Origin of the sequence: Bradyrhizobium sp. SZCCHNS30572, from assembly GCF_032484415.1 — a bacterium.
Taxonomy (GTDB): Bacteria; Pseudomonadota; Alphaproteobacteria; order Rhizobiales; family Xanthobacteraceae; genus Bradyrhizobium.
Genome location: NZ_JAUESY010000005.1, coordinates 341785 through 356175 on the forward strand (window position 1 = coordinate 341785; position 14391 = coordinate 356175).

Sequence of the window (14391 nt, forward strand, 5' to 3'; positions counted from 1 at the left end):
CGCCTGCGCGCAAGGGCGCGCATCCCGGAATGACGAGGGTGTTACGGAGTGGCCAGCGGGGCACCACCCGATTTCCGGTAGCATCCATGTCGATGATACCGTAACGACGACAGGTTCCCATCCGGCGTCGGAACGCCGGGCTCTTTCCCTACTCAGCCCCGCACCACGCCCTCGACCCCAGCCGCGATCTCCAGCAGTTTGCGGTCCTGGCCGCCGGACTGCGCCAGCATCAGGCCGACCGGGACCTCGCCGTGGCGGTGCGCCGGCAGCGAGATGGCGCAGCCGTCGATCATGTTGATGAAGGTGCAATTGCGCAAAGCGCGGATGTTCTCGCGGGCGAAGGCCTGGTCGTCGGCGAGATCGGCGATGACAGGCGGCGCGTTGGCCGTGGTCGGCATCGCCAGCGCATCGTAGGGCGCGATGCGTGCAGCGGCGCGCTTCACCAGCGAGCGGCGCGCGTTGAGCATCTCGATGTAATCCGGCACGGTGATCGCCTCGCCGCGCATGATGCGGACGGACACGCGCGGATCGTAGACGTCGCCCTTGGCTGTCAGCAGGAAGCGGTGCCAGGCATAGCTCTCGGCGGCGGCGAAGCCGCCCTTCATGCCGATCAGGCCGACGTCGAGGAACTCGGGGAATTCGATACGCTCGATGAGCGCCCCCTGCTTCGCCAGCGTCTGCAGCGCCCGCTCAAAGGTCTCGGCGACCTCGGCATCGAGCTCGTCGAGCACGACCGTGGTGGGCACCGCAAGCCGCAAACCCTTCACCGGGCGCGACGCGAGCGGGCGGACCGGCTCGTCGGCCAGCACGGAATCCAGCACCGCGCAGCAGGCGACCGTGTTGGCGAGCGGCCCAAAGCTGTCGAGCGTGGTCGACAGCGGCACGCCGCCGTCGAGCGGCACGCGAGCCTGCGTCGGCTTGTAGCCCGTGATGCCGTTGAAGGCCGCGGGAATGCGGCAGGAGCCGCCGGTGTCGGTGCCGAGCGCGCCATAGGCCATGCGGTCGACGATCGAGACCGCGGCGCCCGACGACGAGCCGCCGGGCACATGGCCGACGTCGCGCTTCCAGGCGCTCTTCGGCGTGCCGTAGTGCGGGTTGATGCCGATGCCGGAATAGGCGAACTCGGTCATGTTGGTGCGGCCGATCACGACGAAGCCGGCCCGGCGCAGCCGCGCCACCGCCGGCGCATCGGCCTCGGCCGGCGCGGAATCCTCCAGCGCCCTCGAGCCGGCGCGGGTGACCTGGCCCTTGATGTCGAACAGGTCCTTGATCGAGACCGGAATGCCGGCGTAGGGCGACGGCGCCGCATTGGCCTTGCGCAGCGCGTCCATGCCGTCGGCCGCCGCCAGCGCGGCCTCCTTGTCGACATGGATGAAGGCGCGCTGGCCCTCACCGGCGGGATCGGCGATCCGGGCGAGACACTCCTCCACCAGCTTGCGGGACGTGGTGCGACCGGCGGCGAGATCGTCGGCCAGCGCGGCCAGGGTCGGATTCGAAACGGTCATGGCATCCTATCGCGTGTCTGCGGCATCGGCCGCGATGTCCAGATCGAGCAGCGCGGAACTCAGCGACTTGCCGTGCGCATCCAGCGCGAGCGACCGGGTGACCCCGCCGCCGAGCGCCCGGCTCATCACGAAATTCAGCGCCGCAATGTTGGGCAGCTCATAGCGGACCACCTCGCCCTGGACAATGCCGGCGAAGTGCGCCTTCACCCGCTCGGCCGTGACTTGTGCGAGCAGCAGCGGGTAATCCTTGGGGTCGTAGGCGATGACCGAGATGTTCGAGGTGTCACCCTTGTCGCCGGTTCTGGAATGGGCGATGTCACGCAGCTTCATCTCGGCTCCGATCATACTCCCAGCATCAAAGACCAATTTTCATCAGGCGGCAATTGCCGTCCAAACACCTCTGCGCCTCCCGGAGGGCCGCATGCGTGGCGTGATGGACCGTTGACGCGTCTGCGTCAAATGGCGCATCACGGATGCAAAGGAGCGGGCGACGGAGCCCGCCGCAGGGAGGATCAACCGGGATGGCCGAGCCTATGCGTGCACGCCCCAAACCGACACCCGAGACGCAGCATTTCTGGGACGGCACCCGCGCCGGCGAATTGCGGCTGCAGCGCTGCGACGCCTGTGCCCACGTCTACTTCCCGCCGCGCCCATTCTGTCCGGCCTGCGCCAGCCGCAAGGTCAGCGTCTTCAAGGCCACGGGCAAAGGCACGCTCTACAGCTACGTCATCAACCATCGTCCCCCTGCGCCCGGCTTCACGCCGCCCTACGCCATTGCCGTCGTGGCGCTCGAAGAGGGCCCGCGCATGATGAGCAACATCACGGGCTGCCCGCAGACACCGGAGGCATTGGAGCTCGACATGGCCCTCGAAGTCACATTCGAGAAAATGGACGAGCAGATCACCCTGCCCCTGTTCCGGCCGGCGAAAGGATAGCGCCATGCGTCGAAACCAGGTGGCCGTGGTCGGCGCGGCCGAGACCACCGAGCTCGGAATCATCCCGACGATGTCGCAGATCCAGCTGCATGCGGACGCGGCGCTGAATGCCATCGCCGATGCCGGGCTCAAGCTGTCGGACATCGACGGCTTCGCCACCGCGGTCGAGACGCCGCAGCAGATCTGTCATTATCTCGGCATCACGCCGACCTGGGTCGATGGCACCTCGGTCGGCGGCTGCTCCTTCATGCTGCATGTCCGCCACGCCGCGGCTGCGATCGAGGCCGGCCTATGCAAGACCGTGCTGATCACCCACGCCGAGAGCGGCAAATCGATGATCGGCAAGCTGCCGCGCTCGATCCCGCCGGACAGCCTGCAGGGCCAGTTCGAGGCGCCGTTCGGCGTCTACGGGCCGCCCAGCATGTTCCCGATCCCCGTGCTGCGCTACATGAAGACGTACGGCATCACCCATGAGCAGTTGGCGATGGTTGCCGTCGTACAGCGCGAATGGGCGGCAAAGAACCCGCGCGCGATGATGAAGGACCCGATCACCGTCGAGGACGTGCTGAACTCGCGCATGATCGCCTACCCGTTCCGGCTGCTGCAATGCTGCCTCGTCACCGATGGCGGCGGCGCGCTGATCCTGACCTCGGCCGATCGCGCCAAGGATTTTCCGCAGAGGCCAGTCTATGTTCTCGGCACCGGCGAAAGCGTGGAGACGCCGATGGTCAGCCAGATGGAGACGTTCAATTCATCGCGCGCCTTCAAGGTCGCGGGCCCCCTCGCCTTCAAGGAGGCCGGCATCGGCCATGCCGACGTCGACCATCTCATGATCTACGACGCGTTCGCGCATCTGCCGCTGTTCGGTCTCGGTGATCTCGGCTTCATGCCGCATGAGGAGACCGGGCCGTTCATCGCAGCCGGTCACACACGGCCAGGCGGCAAGCTGCCGCTCAACACCAACGGCGGCGGCCTATCCTACATGCATTCGGGCATGTACGGCATGTATGCGTTGCAGGAGAGCGTGCGCCAGATGCGTGGCATCGCCCCGGCGCAGGTACCAGGAGCCAAGATCTCGGTGTGCCACGGCGTCGGCGGCATGTTCGCCGCATCGGGGACGATCATCTTCACCAACGAGAGGTAACGACGCTCGCCGTTCCGGTCGCTCTCTTTCGTTTTGTCGTCATGGCCGGGCTTGTCCCGGCCATCCACGTCGTCCGGTGCCCTCGGAACGACGTGGATGCCCGGGACAAGCCCGGGCATGACGGAGCAACATATTGGCAGGCAGCCCGGCTGATCTGAGCCGTCTCGTCAAATGCAATAGCCCTGACGCAAACGGGGCAGGATGAACAGCACATCACGCTAAGGAGAACCTCTCATGACCAAATCGCTGCAGGACAAAGTCGTCATCGTCACCGGCGCCGGCCGCGGCATCGGGCGCGAGATCGCGCTGCTGTGCGCCGCCGAAGGCGCCAAGGTCGTGGTCAACGATCCCGGCGTCGCCTCCGACGGCTCGGGCACCAGCGCAGCGCCGGCGGAGGAAGTGGTCGAGGAAATCAAGAAGCGCGGCGGCACGGCGGTGGCGAATTTCGAGAGCGTGTCCGAAGCGATCCCGGCCAGCAAGATCGTGAAGGCCGCGACCGACCACTTCGGCAAGCTCGACGGCGTGGTCAACAATGCCGGCATCCTGCGCGACATGATCTTCCACAAGATGAGCATCGAGGCGTTCGAAGCCGTCATCAAGGTGCACCTGATGGGGTCGTTCTATGTCGCTCACTCCGCCGCGCGGCTGTTCCGCGAGCAGGAGAGCGGCTCCTTCGTCCATTTCACCTCGACTTCGGGCCTGATCGGCAATTATGGCCAGGCCAATTACGCCGCGGCGAAGCTCGGCATCGTCGGCCTGTCGAAGTCGATCGCGCTCGACATGGGCCGCTTCAACGTGCGTTCCAATTGCGTCTCGCCGTTTGCCTGGAGCCGAATGATCGGCACCATCCCGGCGGAGACCGAGGCCGAGAAGGAACGCGTCGAACGCATGAAGCGGATGGGGCCCGAGAAGATCGCGCCCGTCGTCGCCTATCTGCTCAGCGATGCCTCGAAAGACGTCACCGGCCAGATCTTCGCCGTTCGCATGAACGAGATCTTCCTGATGAGCCAGTCGCGCCCATTGCGCTCGGTGCACCGCGGCGAAGGCTGGACGCCGCAGACCATTGCGGAGCATGGCATGCCGGCACTGAAGCCGTCGTTCTACAAGCTCGATCGTTCCGCCGACGTGTTCGGCTGGGACCCGATCTGAGATTTGCAGCGCGCAAAGTCCATTCGCAGCGCACACACTCTCAAGTTGTTTTTTATCGAGACGACCCGCACGTCGCCACGATTCTGTCGTATGGTCGCCTCCCAACAAAAAAATGGGAGGACACATATGACGACTCTACGACACGACGTCGCGCAGAACTCGCTGGTCGGAGCAGATGGCTTCGACAGGCGCAGGTTGCTGAAAGGAGCCGCGGCATTCGCCGCTGCCGCGGCAACCGTGACGTCAGCATCGGCTGCAACCGTCACGCCCTTCGGCCAGACCGGGGCACCGACAATCTCGACAGATCCGCTGCCTCTCGGTCCCTTGCCGGGCAGCCGCTATCCGGACTCTCACCTGGAGTCGTCGAAAAAGCCCAAGCTGTCATTCGGGCCGGCGGAGTTTCCGGCCTTCGCGGGCACGATGGCCGTAGAACGCGTCGCGACCGGAATGCGCTGGGCCGAAGGCCCGGTCTATTTTGCCGCCGGTCGCTATCTGCTGTTCAGCGACATCCCGAACAATCGCATCATGCGGTTCTCCGAGGACGATGGTCACCTCAGCGTCTATCGGCAGCCGTCGATGAATTCCAACGGCAACACCATCGATCGAGAAGGACGGCTGATCACGTGTGAACATAGCGGTCGGCGGGTCACTCGCACCGAGCTCGATGGCTCGATCACGATCATCGCCGACAGCTATAATGGAAAGCGATTGAATTCGCCGAACGATGCAGTGGTCGCGGCCGACGGCGCAATATGGTTCACCGATCCGGTCTACGGCATCGGTGGCTTCTATGAGGGCCTCAAGGCGGCGCCCGAGCAGGACAAGCACAATGTCTATCGGGTCGATCCGAAATCGGGAGAGGTCAAGGTCGTTGCCGACGACTTCGTCGAGCCCAATGGGCTCGCCTTCTCACCCGACGAAACGAAGCTTTACGTCATCGACACTGGCTTCACCGACGGGCCCGACAATCCCGCGCATATCCGCGTGTTCGACGTCGATCACGCCGCCGGCAAGCTGGCGAACAGCAAGGTCTTCGCCGAAATGCCTAAGCCCAGCATCTCCGACGGCGTCCGATGTGATCGCGACGGGCGGGTCTGGTGCTCGGTCGGCTGGGGCGATCCGAACGAGGACGGCGTACGCTGCTATGCCCCGGACGGAACCTTGCTGGGCAAGATTCACATTCCGGAAACCGTCGCCAATCTGTGCTTCGGCGGCCAGCAGCGTAATCGGCTCTACATCTGCGGCTCGACGTCGCTCTATGCGGTCTATACGAGTGCGCAGGGTGCGCTGAAGCCCTGAAGATAGCGAATGGCGAATAGGGAGTAGCGAATAGACCCTCTATTCGCTACTCCCCACTCGCCCTCATCCCGTATTTCTCAACCCCGCCGAGATGCCGTTGATCGTTAGTTGAATCCCGCGCAGCACCTGCTCGTCCGGGTTCTGCGCGCGATGCTCCTTGAGCAGCTCGACCTGCACGTGGTTGAGCGGATCGAGATAGGGAAAGCGGTTGCGCACCGAGCGCTCCAGCAGCGGGTTGCCCTGCAGCAGCCGCTCCTGCCCCGTGATGTCGAGCAAAGTCTCGATCACCAGATTCCATTCGCGCCGGATGCGGCCGAAGATCTTTTCGCGCAGGGCCTCGTCCGGGACCAGCTCGGCATAGCGCGAGGCGATGGCGATCGAGCTCTTGGCGAGCACCATGTCCATGTTCGACAGCAGCATGCGGAAGAACGGCCATTCCTGATAAAGTTCGCGCAGGAACGGCATGCCCTGCTCCGGATTTTCCGCGATCCAGGTCTCGACCGCGCTGCCGAAGCCGTACCAGCCCGGCAGCATCAGCCGGCACTGCGCCCAGGAGAACACCCAGGGGATCGCACGCAGGTCCTCGATCGCGCGGGTTTTCTTGCGCGAGGCCGGGCGGCTGCCGATGTTCAAGGTCGCGATCTCGTTGATGACGGTCGAGGCCCAGAAATAGTCGACGAAGCCGTCGGTCTCGTAGACCAGGCCGCGATAGGCCTTGAACGCGAGCTCCGAGAGCCGGTCCATCGCGGTGAGATATTCGCGCTTCGGCGCCGGCTGCCGCGGATGCAGCAGGCTGGCCTCGAGCGTCGCGGCGGCGAGAATTTCCAGATTGTTACGTCCGACCTCGGCGTTGGAATATTTGCTGGAGATGATCTCGCCCTGCTCGGTGATGCGGATCTGGCCGTTCACCGCGCCGCCCGGCTGGGCGATGATGGCGTCGTAGCTCGGTCCGCCGCCGCGGCCGACCGATCCACCGCGGCCGTGGAACAGCCTGAGCCGGATGCCGTGGCGCTCGAAGATGTCGACGAGGCCGATCTCCGCCTTGTAGAGCTCCCAGCCCGAGGTGACGAAACCGCCGTCCTTGTTGCTGTCGGAATAGCCGAGCATGACCTCCTGCACGGCGCCGCGGCTGTCGACCAGGCGGCGGTAATCGTGCAGCGCCAGCATGCGGTCCATGATGCCGCTGGACGCCTGCAGGTCCTCGATCGTCTCGAACAGCGGCACGATGTTGACGGCGCAGCGGCCCGAAGGGTCGATCAGGCCGACCTCCTTGAGCAGCAGTGCCACCTCGAGCATGTCCGACATGCCCTTGCACATCGAGATGATGCACTGGGGAATCACGTCGGCACCGAACGTCGCGTGCGCCTCGGCGGCCGCGCGGAACAGCGCGAGCTCGCCGACGGTCTCGTCGCTGTACTTGACGAATTGCGACACCAGCGGCCGCGCATTGCGCAGCTCGCTGACAAGCAGGCCGACCCTGGCATCCTCGCTCAGCGCCATGTAGGACATGCCCGGCATCGCGGTGTCGATCAGCTCGGCGACGGTGCGCTCGTGCACCGCCGAATTCTGGCGGATGTCGAGCCGGGCCAGATGGAAGCCGAAGCAATCCACTGCACGCCGCAGCAGCCGCAGCCGCCCGCGGGCGATCACCTCGGCATTGTTGGCGATCAGCGAGTGATGCAGCACGTCGAGATCATCCTGCATCTGCTTGACGCTGTCGTAAGGCGCCACCGCCGCCACGGGAAGCCGGCTGATCTGGATACCGAGCTTCTTCGCCGTCGCCGCCAAGCGCGCATAGATGCCGGACACCGCCAGACGATATGGCTCGCCGCGACGATGCGGCGACGTGTCCGGCGAGCGCTCGGCCAGCGCACGCAGCTCCTCGGAGACATCGGCGAGATGCGCGGCGATGGACAGCTCGCTGCCGAGCAGATGCAGTTCCTCGAGATAGTAGTGCAGCGCCAGGCTGGATTGCAGCTTGAGCGTCCCGCGCATCACCTCGGCGGTGACGAACGGATTGCCGTCCCGGTCGCCGCCGATCCAGCTCCCCATTCGCAGGAACGAGGCGAGATCGCCTGCCACCTCCGCTCCGTCATTGAGCCGATCCTCGAGCGAGCACAGCAGACGCGGCACCTCACGCAGAAACGTGTAGTCGTAGAACGACAGGCCGTTGGTGACCTCGTCGAGCACCGTCAGCTTGGTCCGGCGCAGCAGGTTGGTCTGCCACAAGGTCAGCACGGCGCGGCGCAGCGCCTCGTCATTGGCCTCGCGCTCGTCCGGCGTCAACTGCATCCGCTCGCGGCGGTCGAGCAGCATCGCGATCTCCATCTCGCGATCCATCGTGCTCTTGCGCCGCACCTCGGTCGGGTGCGCGGTCAGGACCGGACTGACCAGCGCCGTCGAGAAGAACTTGCGCAGATCGGAAGCCTCGAACCCGGCGGATTTGGCGTGAGCGAGCGTCGCCGCCAGCATGCCGGACCCGCCATTGGAGTCGCTCCTGGCACGCATGCGTCGGATGTTGTTCTGGTCCTCGGCAATGTTGGCGAGGTGCGAGAAATAGCTGAAGGCGCGGACGATGCGGACCGTCTCAGCCGTCGTCATGCCGTCGAGGATCTGCTCCAGCTCGCGCCGCGCCTGGCGGTCCTCGTCGCGGTGGAAGCGCACCGAGGTCTGGCGGATGCGCTCGACGAGGTCGAACAATTCGGCGCCTTCCTGGTCGCGGACGGTATCGCCGAGGATGCGGCCGAGCAGCCGGATATCGTCCCGGAGCCGCGCGTCCTCCTCCATGGCCTGCGCCTCGGCGGCGCGGTTGGGACGGATTTCCTCTGTCATGGCTTGCGGCGACATGGATGCGCTCTCCAGCAGCTGCCCATTTACGGGTCAGTCTGCCGTATCTATACCGCAGCGCAAGATCAAGAAAGAGGCGTTGCCTGCCCTATTCAATGTCGGTCTCGCCTCCTTTCGCCGCCAAGTGCGGGCCCATCATCATATTTTCCGCCCCGCCTGCTCCCAATGGGGATCGCGCAGCCGCCGCTTGAAGATCTTGCCGGAGTCCTCGCGCGGCAGCTTCTCGTGGATCTCGATGTGCTTGGGCACCTTGTAATCGGCCAGCGACGCTCTCAGCCGGGCCCTCATCTCCCCAATGTCAAGCGTCACGCCCGGCTGCGGCTCGACCACGGCCATCAGGGCTTCTCCGAACTCGGCATCTGGGATGCCGAACACGGCGCAATCATGCACGCCGGGCACGGCATGCAGCACGGCCTCGATCTCGGCGGGATAGATGTTTACGCCGCCAGAGATCACCATGTCGCGCTTGCGGTCGCACAGGAAGACGTAGCCCTCGGCATCGATGTAGCCGACATCGCCCGAGGTGATGAAGCCGTCGCGGTCGATCTCGGCACGCTTCTCCGGCTTGTTGTGATAGGTGAAATCCGGATTGCCCGCGATGCGCGAATAGATCTCGCCGATCTCGCCCTGCGGCAGGATGCGACCGTCCTCGCCGAGAAAGCGCAGCTCCGCGCCCGGCGAGACCTTGCCGACGGTGCCGGGCTTGCGCAGCGCGTCCTCGGAGGTCGCGAAGGTCACGGCACCGGATTCGGTCGAGCCGTAGAACTCGTAGATGACCGGCCCCCACCAGTCGATCATCGCGCGCTTGACGTCGGCCGGGCACGGCGCGGCAGCGTGAATGACATGGCGCAACGACGAGACGTCGTAGCGGCGGCGAACCTCCTCCGGCAGCTTCATCAGCCGGATGAACATGGTCGGCACCATGAAGATGGTATCGATCCGCTCTGTCTGGATGACGTCGAGAAACGCCTCCGGCTCGAAGCGCGGCATCAGCACCAGCGCGCCGCCGAGCCGGCCCGCCCGCAGGCCGAAGGCGTTCGGCGCCGAATGATACAGCGGCCCCGGCAGCAGCGCGCGCGCGTTCGGCTTCAGCCCGTAGATCAACGCGCGCATGCGCTCGGCCGAGGCGGCCTGCTCCACCGTCGGCGCACTGCGGCGGACGCCCTTGGGATGACCGGTCGTGCCGGAGGTGTAGATCATGTTCTGCGGCTGCGGCCCCTGCGGCCCTTCGTAAGGGCTCTGCTGTGTCAGCCAGCTTTCCAGGTCGGTCGCGAACTCCGGTGTTGCGAGCAGATCCGCACCGATCTTGTAGTTGGACAGGATCTCCGGCGGCGTGGGCACGCTGAGCGCCGTGACATCGGCCGGTATCGCACCGGCGAGCTGATGCAGCAGATCGGCGTGACCGATCAGCACGCGCGTCGCGGAGTCCTTGAGGATGTAGTCGATCTCCTCCGGCTTGAAGTGCCAGTTCACCGGCACGCCATAGGCGCCCAGCCGCATCGCGCCATAGGCCGCCTCGATGAAGGCGATGTCGTTGCGCATCAGCATGCAGACGCAATCGCCCTGGCGTACGCCGAGCTGCGCGAGGCCGCTGGCGATCCGCGCGGTGCGGTCGGCGATTTCGGCGTGGCTGCGCCGGCGCTCGCCGGAGATGATGCCGCAGAACAGGGAGGACGTTTCCATTTTCTTTGTTATCCGATCTGGCGTCGGTTTGAGTTTCCGCCATCAATCCGGGGCGATGCGCCGCGACAAACGGCGGTGCCGTTTTGCGCGGAGCATCGAACTCAGGTGCGCAGTTGCGCACCGGAGAATCTCGAGATTCCGGGCCTACTCCTTCGGAGCATCCCGGAATGACGGACTCAATCCGCAAACTTCGGCGCGCGCTTCTCGATGTTGGCGCGCACCGATTCGAGCTGGTTCGGGCTGCCGATCAGCTTCTGCTGCTCGACCGATTCGGCGAGCAGCGCCGGCCCCGGATCGACCGAGAGATTGTTCAGCATCCGCTTGGCGGCGCGGATCGCATCCGGGTTCTTGCCGGCGATCTCACGCGCGGTCTCCAGCGCAGCCGCGCGCGGATCGGCGCAGATGCGGGTGACGAGGCCGTAGGACTGGCCTTCCTCCGGCGAGAACACCCGGCCGGTGTAGGTCAGCTCGCGCAGGATGTCGTCGCGCATCAGGGTGGCCAGGATCGGCGTGCCCGCCATGTCGGGCACCAGACCCCACTTGATCTCCATGATCGACATCTTGGTGTCCGGCGCGACGTAGCGCATGTCGGCGCCGAGTGCGAGCTGGAAGCCGCCGCCATAGGCGACGCCATGCACTGCAGCAATCACCGGCACCGGCAACTGCCGCCAGCCCCATACCGCCTGCTGCGCGAAGTTGGCCTTGCCGTGGGTGCGAACGGTGAGGTCGCGCTTCTCGCCGCCGGGTATGCCGTTGCCGCCGGAATCTTTCATCGCCGCGAAGCGGCCCATGTCGAGACCAGCGCAGAACGCGCGGCCCTCGCCGGACAGCACCACCGCCCGCAGGCCCTTCTCCTTCGACAGCCGGTCGGTCGCCGCGACCAGCGCCTCGAACATCTCCATGTCCAACGCATTCATCTTGTCGGCGCGAACCAGGCGAACATCGGCGACGCCGTCCTTGATCTCGATCGCGAGGCGGTTGTCCATCGAACGGTCTCCCTACGGATGTCTTTGTGACTTTACAGAAGGCTGTCGGAGCGATTTAGTCAATCGACCAATTAACTCACAACATGTCAGGCGGAAACTCCCATGTTCAAGGACAATCTCCTCGAAGGTCGACGCATTCTGGTGACCGGCGGCGGCACGGGCCTTGGCAAAGCGATGGCTGCACGCTTCCTGCAACTCGGCGCCGAAGTGCATATTTGCGGCCGGCGGAAAATCGTCTGCGACGAGACCGCGACCGAACTGATGGACCTCTACGGCGGCCGAGTGACCAGCCATGGCGTCGACATCCGCAATGCCATGGCGGTGGAGGACATGATCGAGGCCATCTTCCAGGAAGGCGGTCTCACCGACCTCATCAACAACGCGGCCGGCAACTTCATTTCCCGCACCGAGGAATTGAGCCCGCGCGGCTTCGATGCCGTCGCCAACATCGTGATGCACGGCACGTTCTACGTGACGCACGCCGTCGGCAAGCGCTGGATCGCCGCGAAGCAGCCGGGCAACGTCGTGTCGATCACGGTAACCTGGGTGCGCAACGGCTCGCCTTACGTGGTGCCGTCGGCGATGAGCAAGTCGGCGATCCACGCCATGACGATGTCGCTCGCGACTGAATGGGGCCGCTACGGCATCCGCCTCAACACCATCGCACCCGGCGAAATCCCGACCGAAGGCATGAGCAAGCGCATCAAGCCCGGTGACGAGGCCGGCGCGCGGACCAAGGCGATGAACCCGATGGGTCGCGTCGGCACCATGGAGGAGCTGCAGAACCTCGCGGTGTTCCTGATCTCCGGCGGCTGCAACTGGATCAACGGCGAGACCATCGCGATGGACGGCGCCCAGGCGCTGGCGATGGGCGGCAATTTCTATCAGTTGCGCGACTGGAGCGACGACGACTGGACCAAGGCCAAGGAGTCGATCAAGGCGCAGAACGAAAAGGATCGCGCGACGCGCACGAGCTGATTGGCGCAATCACCCTGTTGATCGGCGACCTGCTCCCTGTAGACTGATCGAGAGATGCTTGCTCCGGCGCAATCCGGGGCGAGGACCACGACAAGACATCGAACAAAGAACAAGACGCAATCGGAGGGGAAACATGTCCGTCACGACGGCAGCGTCGACGCTCGTCGACGTCGTGCGCAGGCAGGCGGAAGCGCTTGGCTCCGCCACCGCCTATGAGTTCGAAGGCCGCCTCACCAGCTTCGCCGCATTCGACCGCAAGACCAACCAGGTTGCCAACGCGCTGAAGGCGATCGGCATCAAGCCGCATGAGCGGATCGCCTATTTCGGCAAGAACAGCGACATCTATTTCGAGCTGCTGGTCGGCGCCATGAAGGCCAACGTCGTGATGGCGCCGGTGAACTGGCGCCTCGCCGGTCCCGAGGTCGCCTTCATCGTCGAGGACTGCAAGGCGCCTGCCCTGTTCGTCGGTCCCGAGTTCATCACGATGATCCGCAACATCCGCGACCAGATTCCGAGCGTGCGGCACATCATCACCACCGAAGGCGGCGCGCCGGAATGGCAGGACTACACGGCTTGGCGCGACGCGCAGAGCGCCGACGCTCCCGGCGAGGCGATCACGCCGAAGGACATCGCGCTGCAGCTCTACACCTCCGGTACCACCGGCAAGCCGAAAGGCGCGATGCTGTCGCACGCCAACTTCCTCAACCTCGTCAACACCGGCAATCCCGAGGAGAAGCCGGACTGGAATAAATGGACGACCGACGACGTCTCGCTGATCGCGATGCCGATCTTCCACATCGGCGGCTCCGGCTGGGGCCTGATGAGCCTCTACCACGGCGCCCGCGGCGTGATCGCGCGCGAGTTCGATCCCACGAAGATCCTCGACTTCTTCGAACAGTCCGGCATCACCAAGCTGTTCATGGTGCCCGCCGCGATGCAGTTCGTGGTCCGGCAGCCGCGAGCGCGGCAGGTCGACTTCTCGCGGCTCAAATACATGCTCTACGGCGCCTCGCCGATCCCGGCGGCGCTGCTGAAGGAATGCATCGAGGTGTTCAAATGCGGCTTCGTGCAGATGTACGGCATGACCGAGACCACGGGCACCATCATCGCGCTGCCGCCCGAGGATCACGTCGAAGGGCTGGAGCGGATGCGCTCGGCCGGCAAGCCGCTGCCGGGCGTCGAAGTCGCGATCATCGATCCCTCGGGCAACCCGCTGCCGCCGCGGCAGGTCGGCGAGATCGCCACCCGCTCCGGCTCCAACATGACCGGCTACTGGAACCTGCCGGAGGCGACCGCACGCACGCTCGGTAAGGACGGCTGGCTGCGCACGGGTGATGCCGGCTACATGGACGAGGACGGCTACGTCTACATCCACGACCGCATCAAGGACATGATCATCTCCGGCGGCGAGAACATCTATCCGGCCGAGGTCGAGAGCGCGATCTGCGACCACCCCGATGTCGCCGAGGCCGCCGTGATCGGCATTCCCGACGAGAAATGGGGCGAGGCCGTCAAGGCGATCGTCGTGATGAAGCCCGGCAAGCGCGCCACCGAGACCGACATCATCAATTTCACCCGCACCCGCATCGCCGGCTTCAAGACGCCGAAGAGCGTGGACTTCCTCGACGCCCTGCCGCGCAATCCCTCCGGCAAGATCCTGCGGCGGAATCTGCGCGACCCGTACTGGGCGGGCAAGGATCGGCAGGTGAATTGATCAAGAACGAGGTGCTCGCTGAGACATTCTGGATCGCTTCGCCACGCTCGCGATGGCGTGGAGAGAGGGTACGCCTTCCACGCCGTCATTGCGAGGCGCCCTTGCGCCGAAGCAATCCAGGGGCCAAACAACAAGGTCTGGATTGCTGGCT

At 65.2% G+C, this 14391-nt stretch carries 11 protein-coding genes; 6 read left to right on the forward strand and 5 right to left on the reverse strand.

Going from position 1 to position 14391, the window contains the following annotated elements:
• Positions 1–152: 152 nt before the first annotated feature.
• The gene (locus tag QX048_RS15805) at positions 153–1505 is read right to left on the reverse strand and encodes an amidase (protein ID WP_315826364.1); all 1353 of its coding nucleotides are present in this window, start codon (positions 1503–1505) and stop codon (positions 153–155) included.
• A gap of 6 nt (positions 1506–1511) precedes the next feature.
• On the reverse strand, positions 1512–1835 hold the full coding sequence (locus QX048_RS15810) for a hypothetical protein (RefSeq protein ID WP_315749203.1): 324 nt from the start codon (positions 1833–1835) through the stop codon (positions 1512–1514).
• Positions 1836–2026: 191 nt separating this feature from the next.
• Here QX048_RS15810 and QX048_RS15815 point away from each other — a divergent pair, with 191 nt between their 5' ends.
• The 4 genes from QX048_RS15815 to QX048_RS15830 all read left to right on the forward strand — a co-directional run bounded on the left by QX048_RS15815 (position 2027) and on the right by QX048_RS15830 (position 6032).
• Positions 2027–2440 carry a Zn-ribbon domain-containing OB-fold protein gene (locus tag QX048_RS15815; RefSeq protein ID WP_315749201.1) on the forward strand — a complete coding sequence of 138 codons (414 nt, stop codon included), beginning with the start codon at positions 2027–2029 and terminating at the stop codon, positions 2438–2440.
• A 4-nt stretch (positions 2441–2444) separates the two neighbouring features.
• Entirely contained in the window at positions 2445–3584 is a 1140-nt protein-coding gene (locus QX048_RS15820; protein WP_315749200.1) for a thiolase C-terminal domain-containing protein, read from the forward strand.
• A 234-nt stretch (positions 3585–3818) separates the two neighbouring features.
• Positions 3819–4733 (forward strand): SDR family oxidoreductase, encoded by a 915-nt coding sequence (locus tag QX048_RS15825; protein WP_315714927.1) that lies wholly within the window; start codon positions 3819–3821, stop codon positions 4731–4733.
• Between the two features lie 126 nt (positions 4734–4859).
• Positions 4860–6032: an SMP-30/gluconolactonase/LRE family protein gene (locus tag QX048_RS15830; RefSeq protein ID WP_409999231.1), complete on the forward strand. Its 1173-nt coding sequence runs from the start codon at positions 4860–4862 to the stop codon at positions 6030–6032.
• Between the two features lie 63 nt (positions 6033–6095).
• Here the strand turns inward: QX048_RS15830 and ppc are convergent, their stop codons facing one another.
• From ppc to QX048_RS15845, 3 genes are all read right to left on the reverse strand, one after another.
• On the reverse strand, positions 6096–8879 hold the full coding sequence (gene ppc, locus QX048_RS15835) for a phosphoenolpyruvate carboxylase (protein ID WP_315714928.1): 2784 nt from the start codon (positions 8877–8879) through the stop codon (positions 6096–6098).
• A gap of 138 nt (positions 8880–9017) precedes the next feature.
• A complete protein-coding gene (locus QX048_RS15840; RefSeq protein WP_315826365.1) occupies positions 9018–10562 on the reverse strand; it encodes an acyl-CoA synthetase in 1545 nt (514 codons plus the stop codon).
• 176 nt (positions 10563–10738) lie between these two features.
• On the reverse strand, positions 10739–11548 hold the full coding sequence (locus QX048_RS15845) for a crotonase/enoyl-CoA hydratase family protein (RefSeq protein WP_315826366.1): 810 nt from the start codon (positions 11546–11548) through the stop codon (positions 10739–10741).
• A gap of 102 nt (positions 11549–11650) precedes the next feature.
• Between QX048_RS15845 and QX048_RS15850 the strand changes: the two genes are divergently transcribed.
• Both QX048_RS15850 and QX048_RS15855 read left to right on the forward strand, forming a co-directional pair.
• Complete coding sequence (locus QX048_RS15850; RefSeq protein WP_315749193.1) at positions 11651–12526, forward strand: SDR family oxidoreductase; 876 nt, start codon at positions 11651–11653, stop codon at positions 12524–12526.
• A gap of 133 nt (positions 12527–12659) precedes the next feature.
• Positions 12660–14240 (forward strand): fatty acid--CoA ligase, encoded by a 1581-nt coding sequence (locus tag QX048_RS15855; protein ID WP_315826367.1) that lies wholly within the window; start codon positions 12660–12662, stop codon positions 14238–14240.
• Positions 14241–14391: the final 151 nt, after the last annotated feature.

What these genes read in the sequence shown, in the direction of transcription:
- QX048_RS15815 (WP_315749201.1), top strand. Translation starts at nt 2,027, where the DNA reads ATGGCCGAGCCTATGCGTGCACGCCCCAAACCGACACCCGAGACGCAG.
- QX048_RS15810 (WP_315749203.1), bottom strand. Translation starts at nt 1,835, where the DNA reads ATGAAGCTGCGTGACATCGCCCATTCCAGAACCGGCGACAAGGGTGAC.
- QX048_RS15825 (WP_315714927.1), top strand. Translation starts at nt 3,819, where the DNA reads ATGACCAAATCGCTGCAGGACAAAGTCGTCATCGTCACCGGCGCCGGC.
- QX048_RS15855 (WP_315826367.1), top strand. Translation starts at nt 12,660, where the DNA reads ATGTCCGTCACGACGGCAGCGTCGACGCTCGTCGACGTCGTGCGCAGG.
- QX048_RS15820 (WP_315749200.1), top strand. Translation starts at nt 2,445, where the DNA reads ATGCGTCGAAACCAGGTGGCCGTGGTCGGCGCGGCCGAGACCACCGAG.
- QX048_RS15840 (WP_315826365.1), bottom strand. Translation starts at nt 10,562, where the DNA reads ATGGAAACGTCCTCCCTGTTCTGCGGCATCATCTCCGGCGAGCGCCGG.
- QX048_RS15805 (WP_315826364.1), bottom strand. Translation starts at nt 1,505, where the DNA reads ATGACCGTTTCGAATCCGACCCTGGCCGCGCTGGCCGACGATCTCGCC.
- QX048_RS15850 (WP_315749193.1), top strand. Translation starts at nt 11,651, where the DNA reads ATGTTCAAGGACAATCTCCTCGAAGGTCGACGCATTCTGGTGACCGGC.
- QX048_RS15845 (WP_315826366.1), bottom strand. Translation starts at nt 11,548, where the DNA reads ATGGACAACCGCCTCGCGATCGAGATCAAGGACGGCGTCGCCGATGTT.
- ppc (WP_315714928.1), bottom strand. Translation starts at nt 8,879, where the DNA reads ATGTCGCCGCAAGCCATGACAGAGGAAATCCGTCCCAACCGCGCCGCC.
- QX048_RS15830 (WP_409999231.1), top strand. Translation starts at nt 4,860, where the DNA reads ATGACGACTCTACGACACGACGTCGCGCAGAACTCGCTGGTCGGAGCA.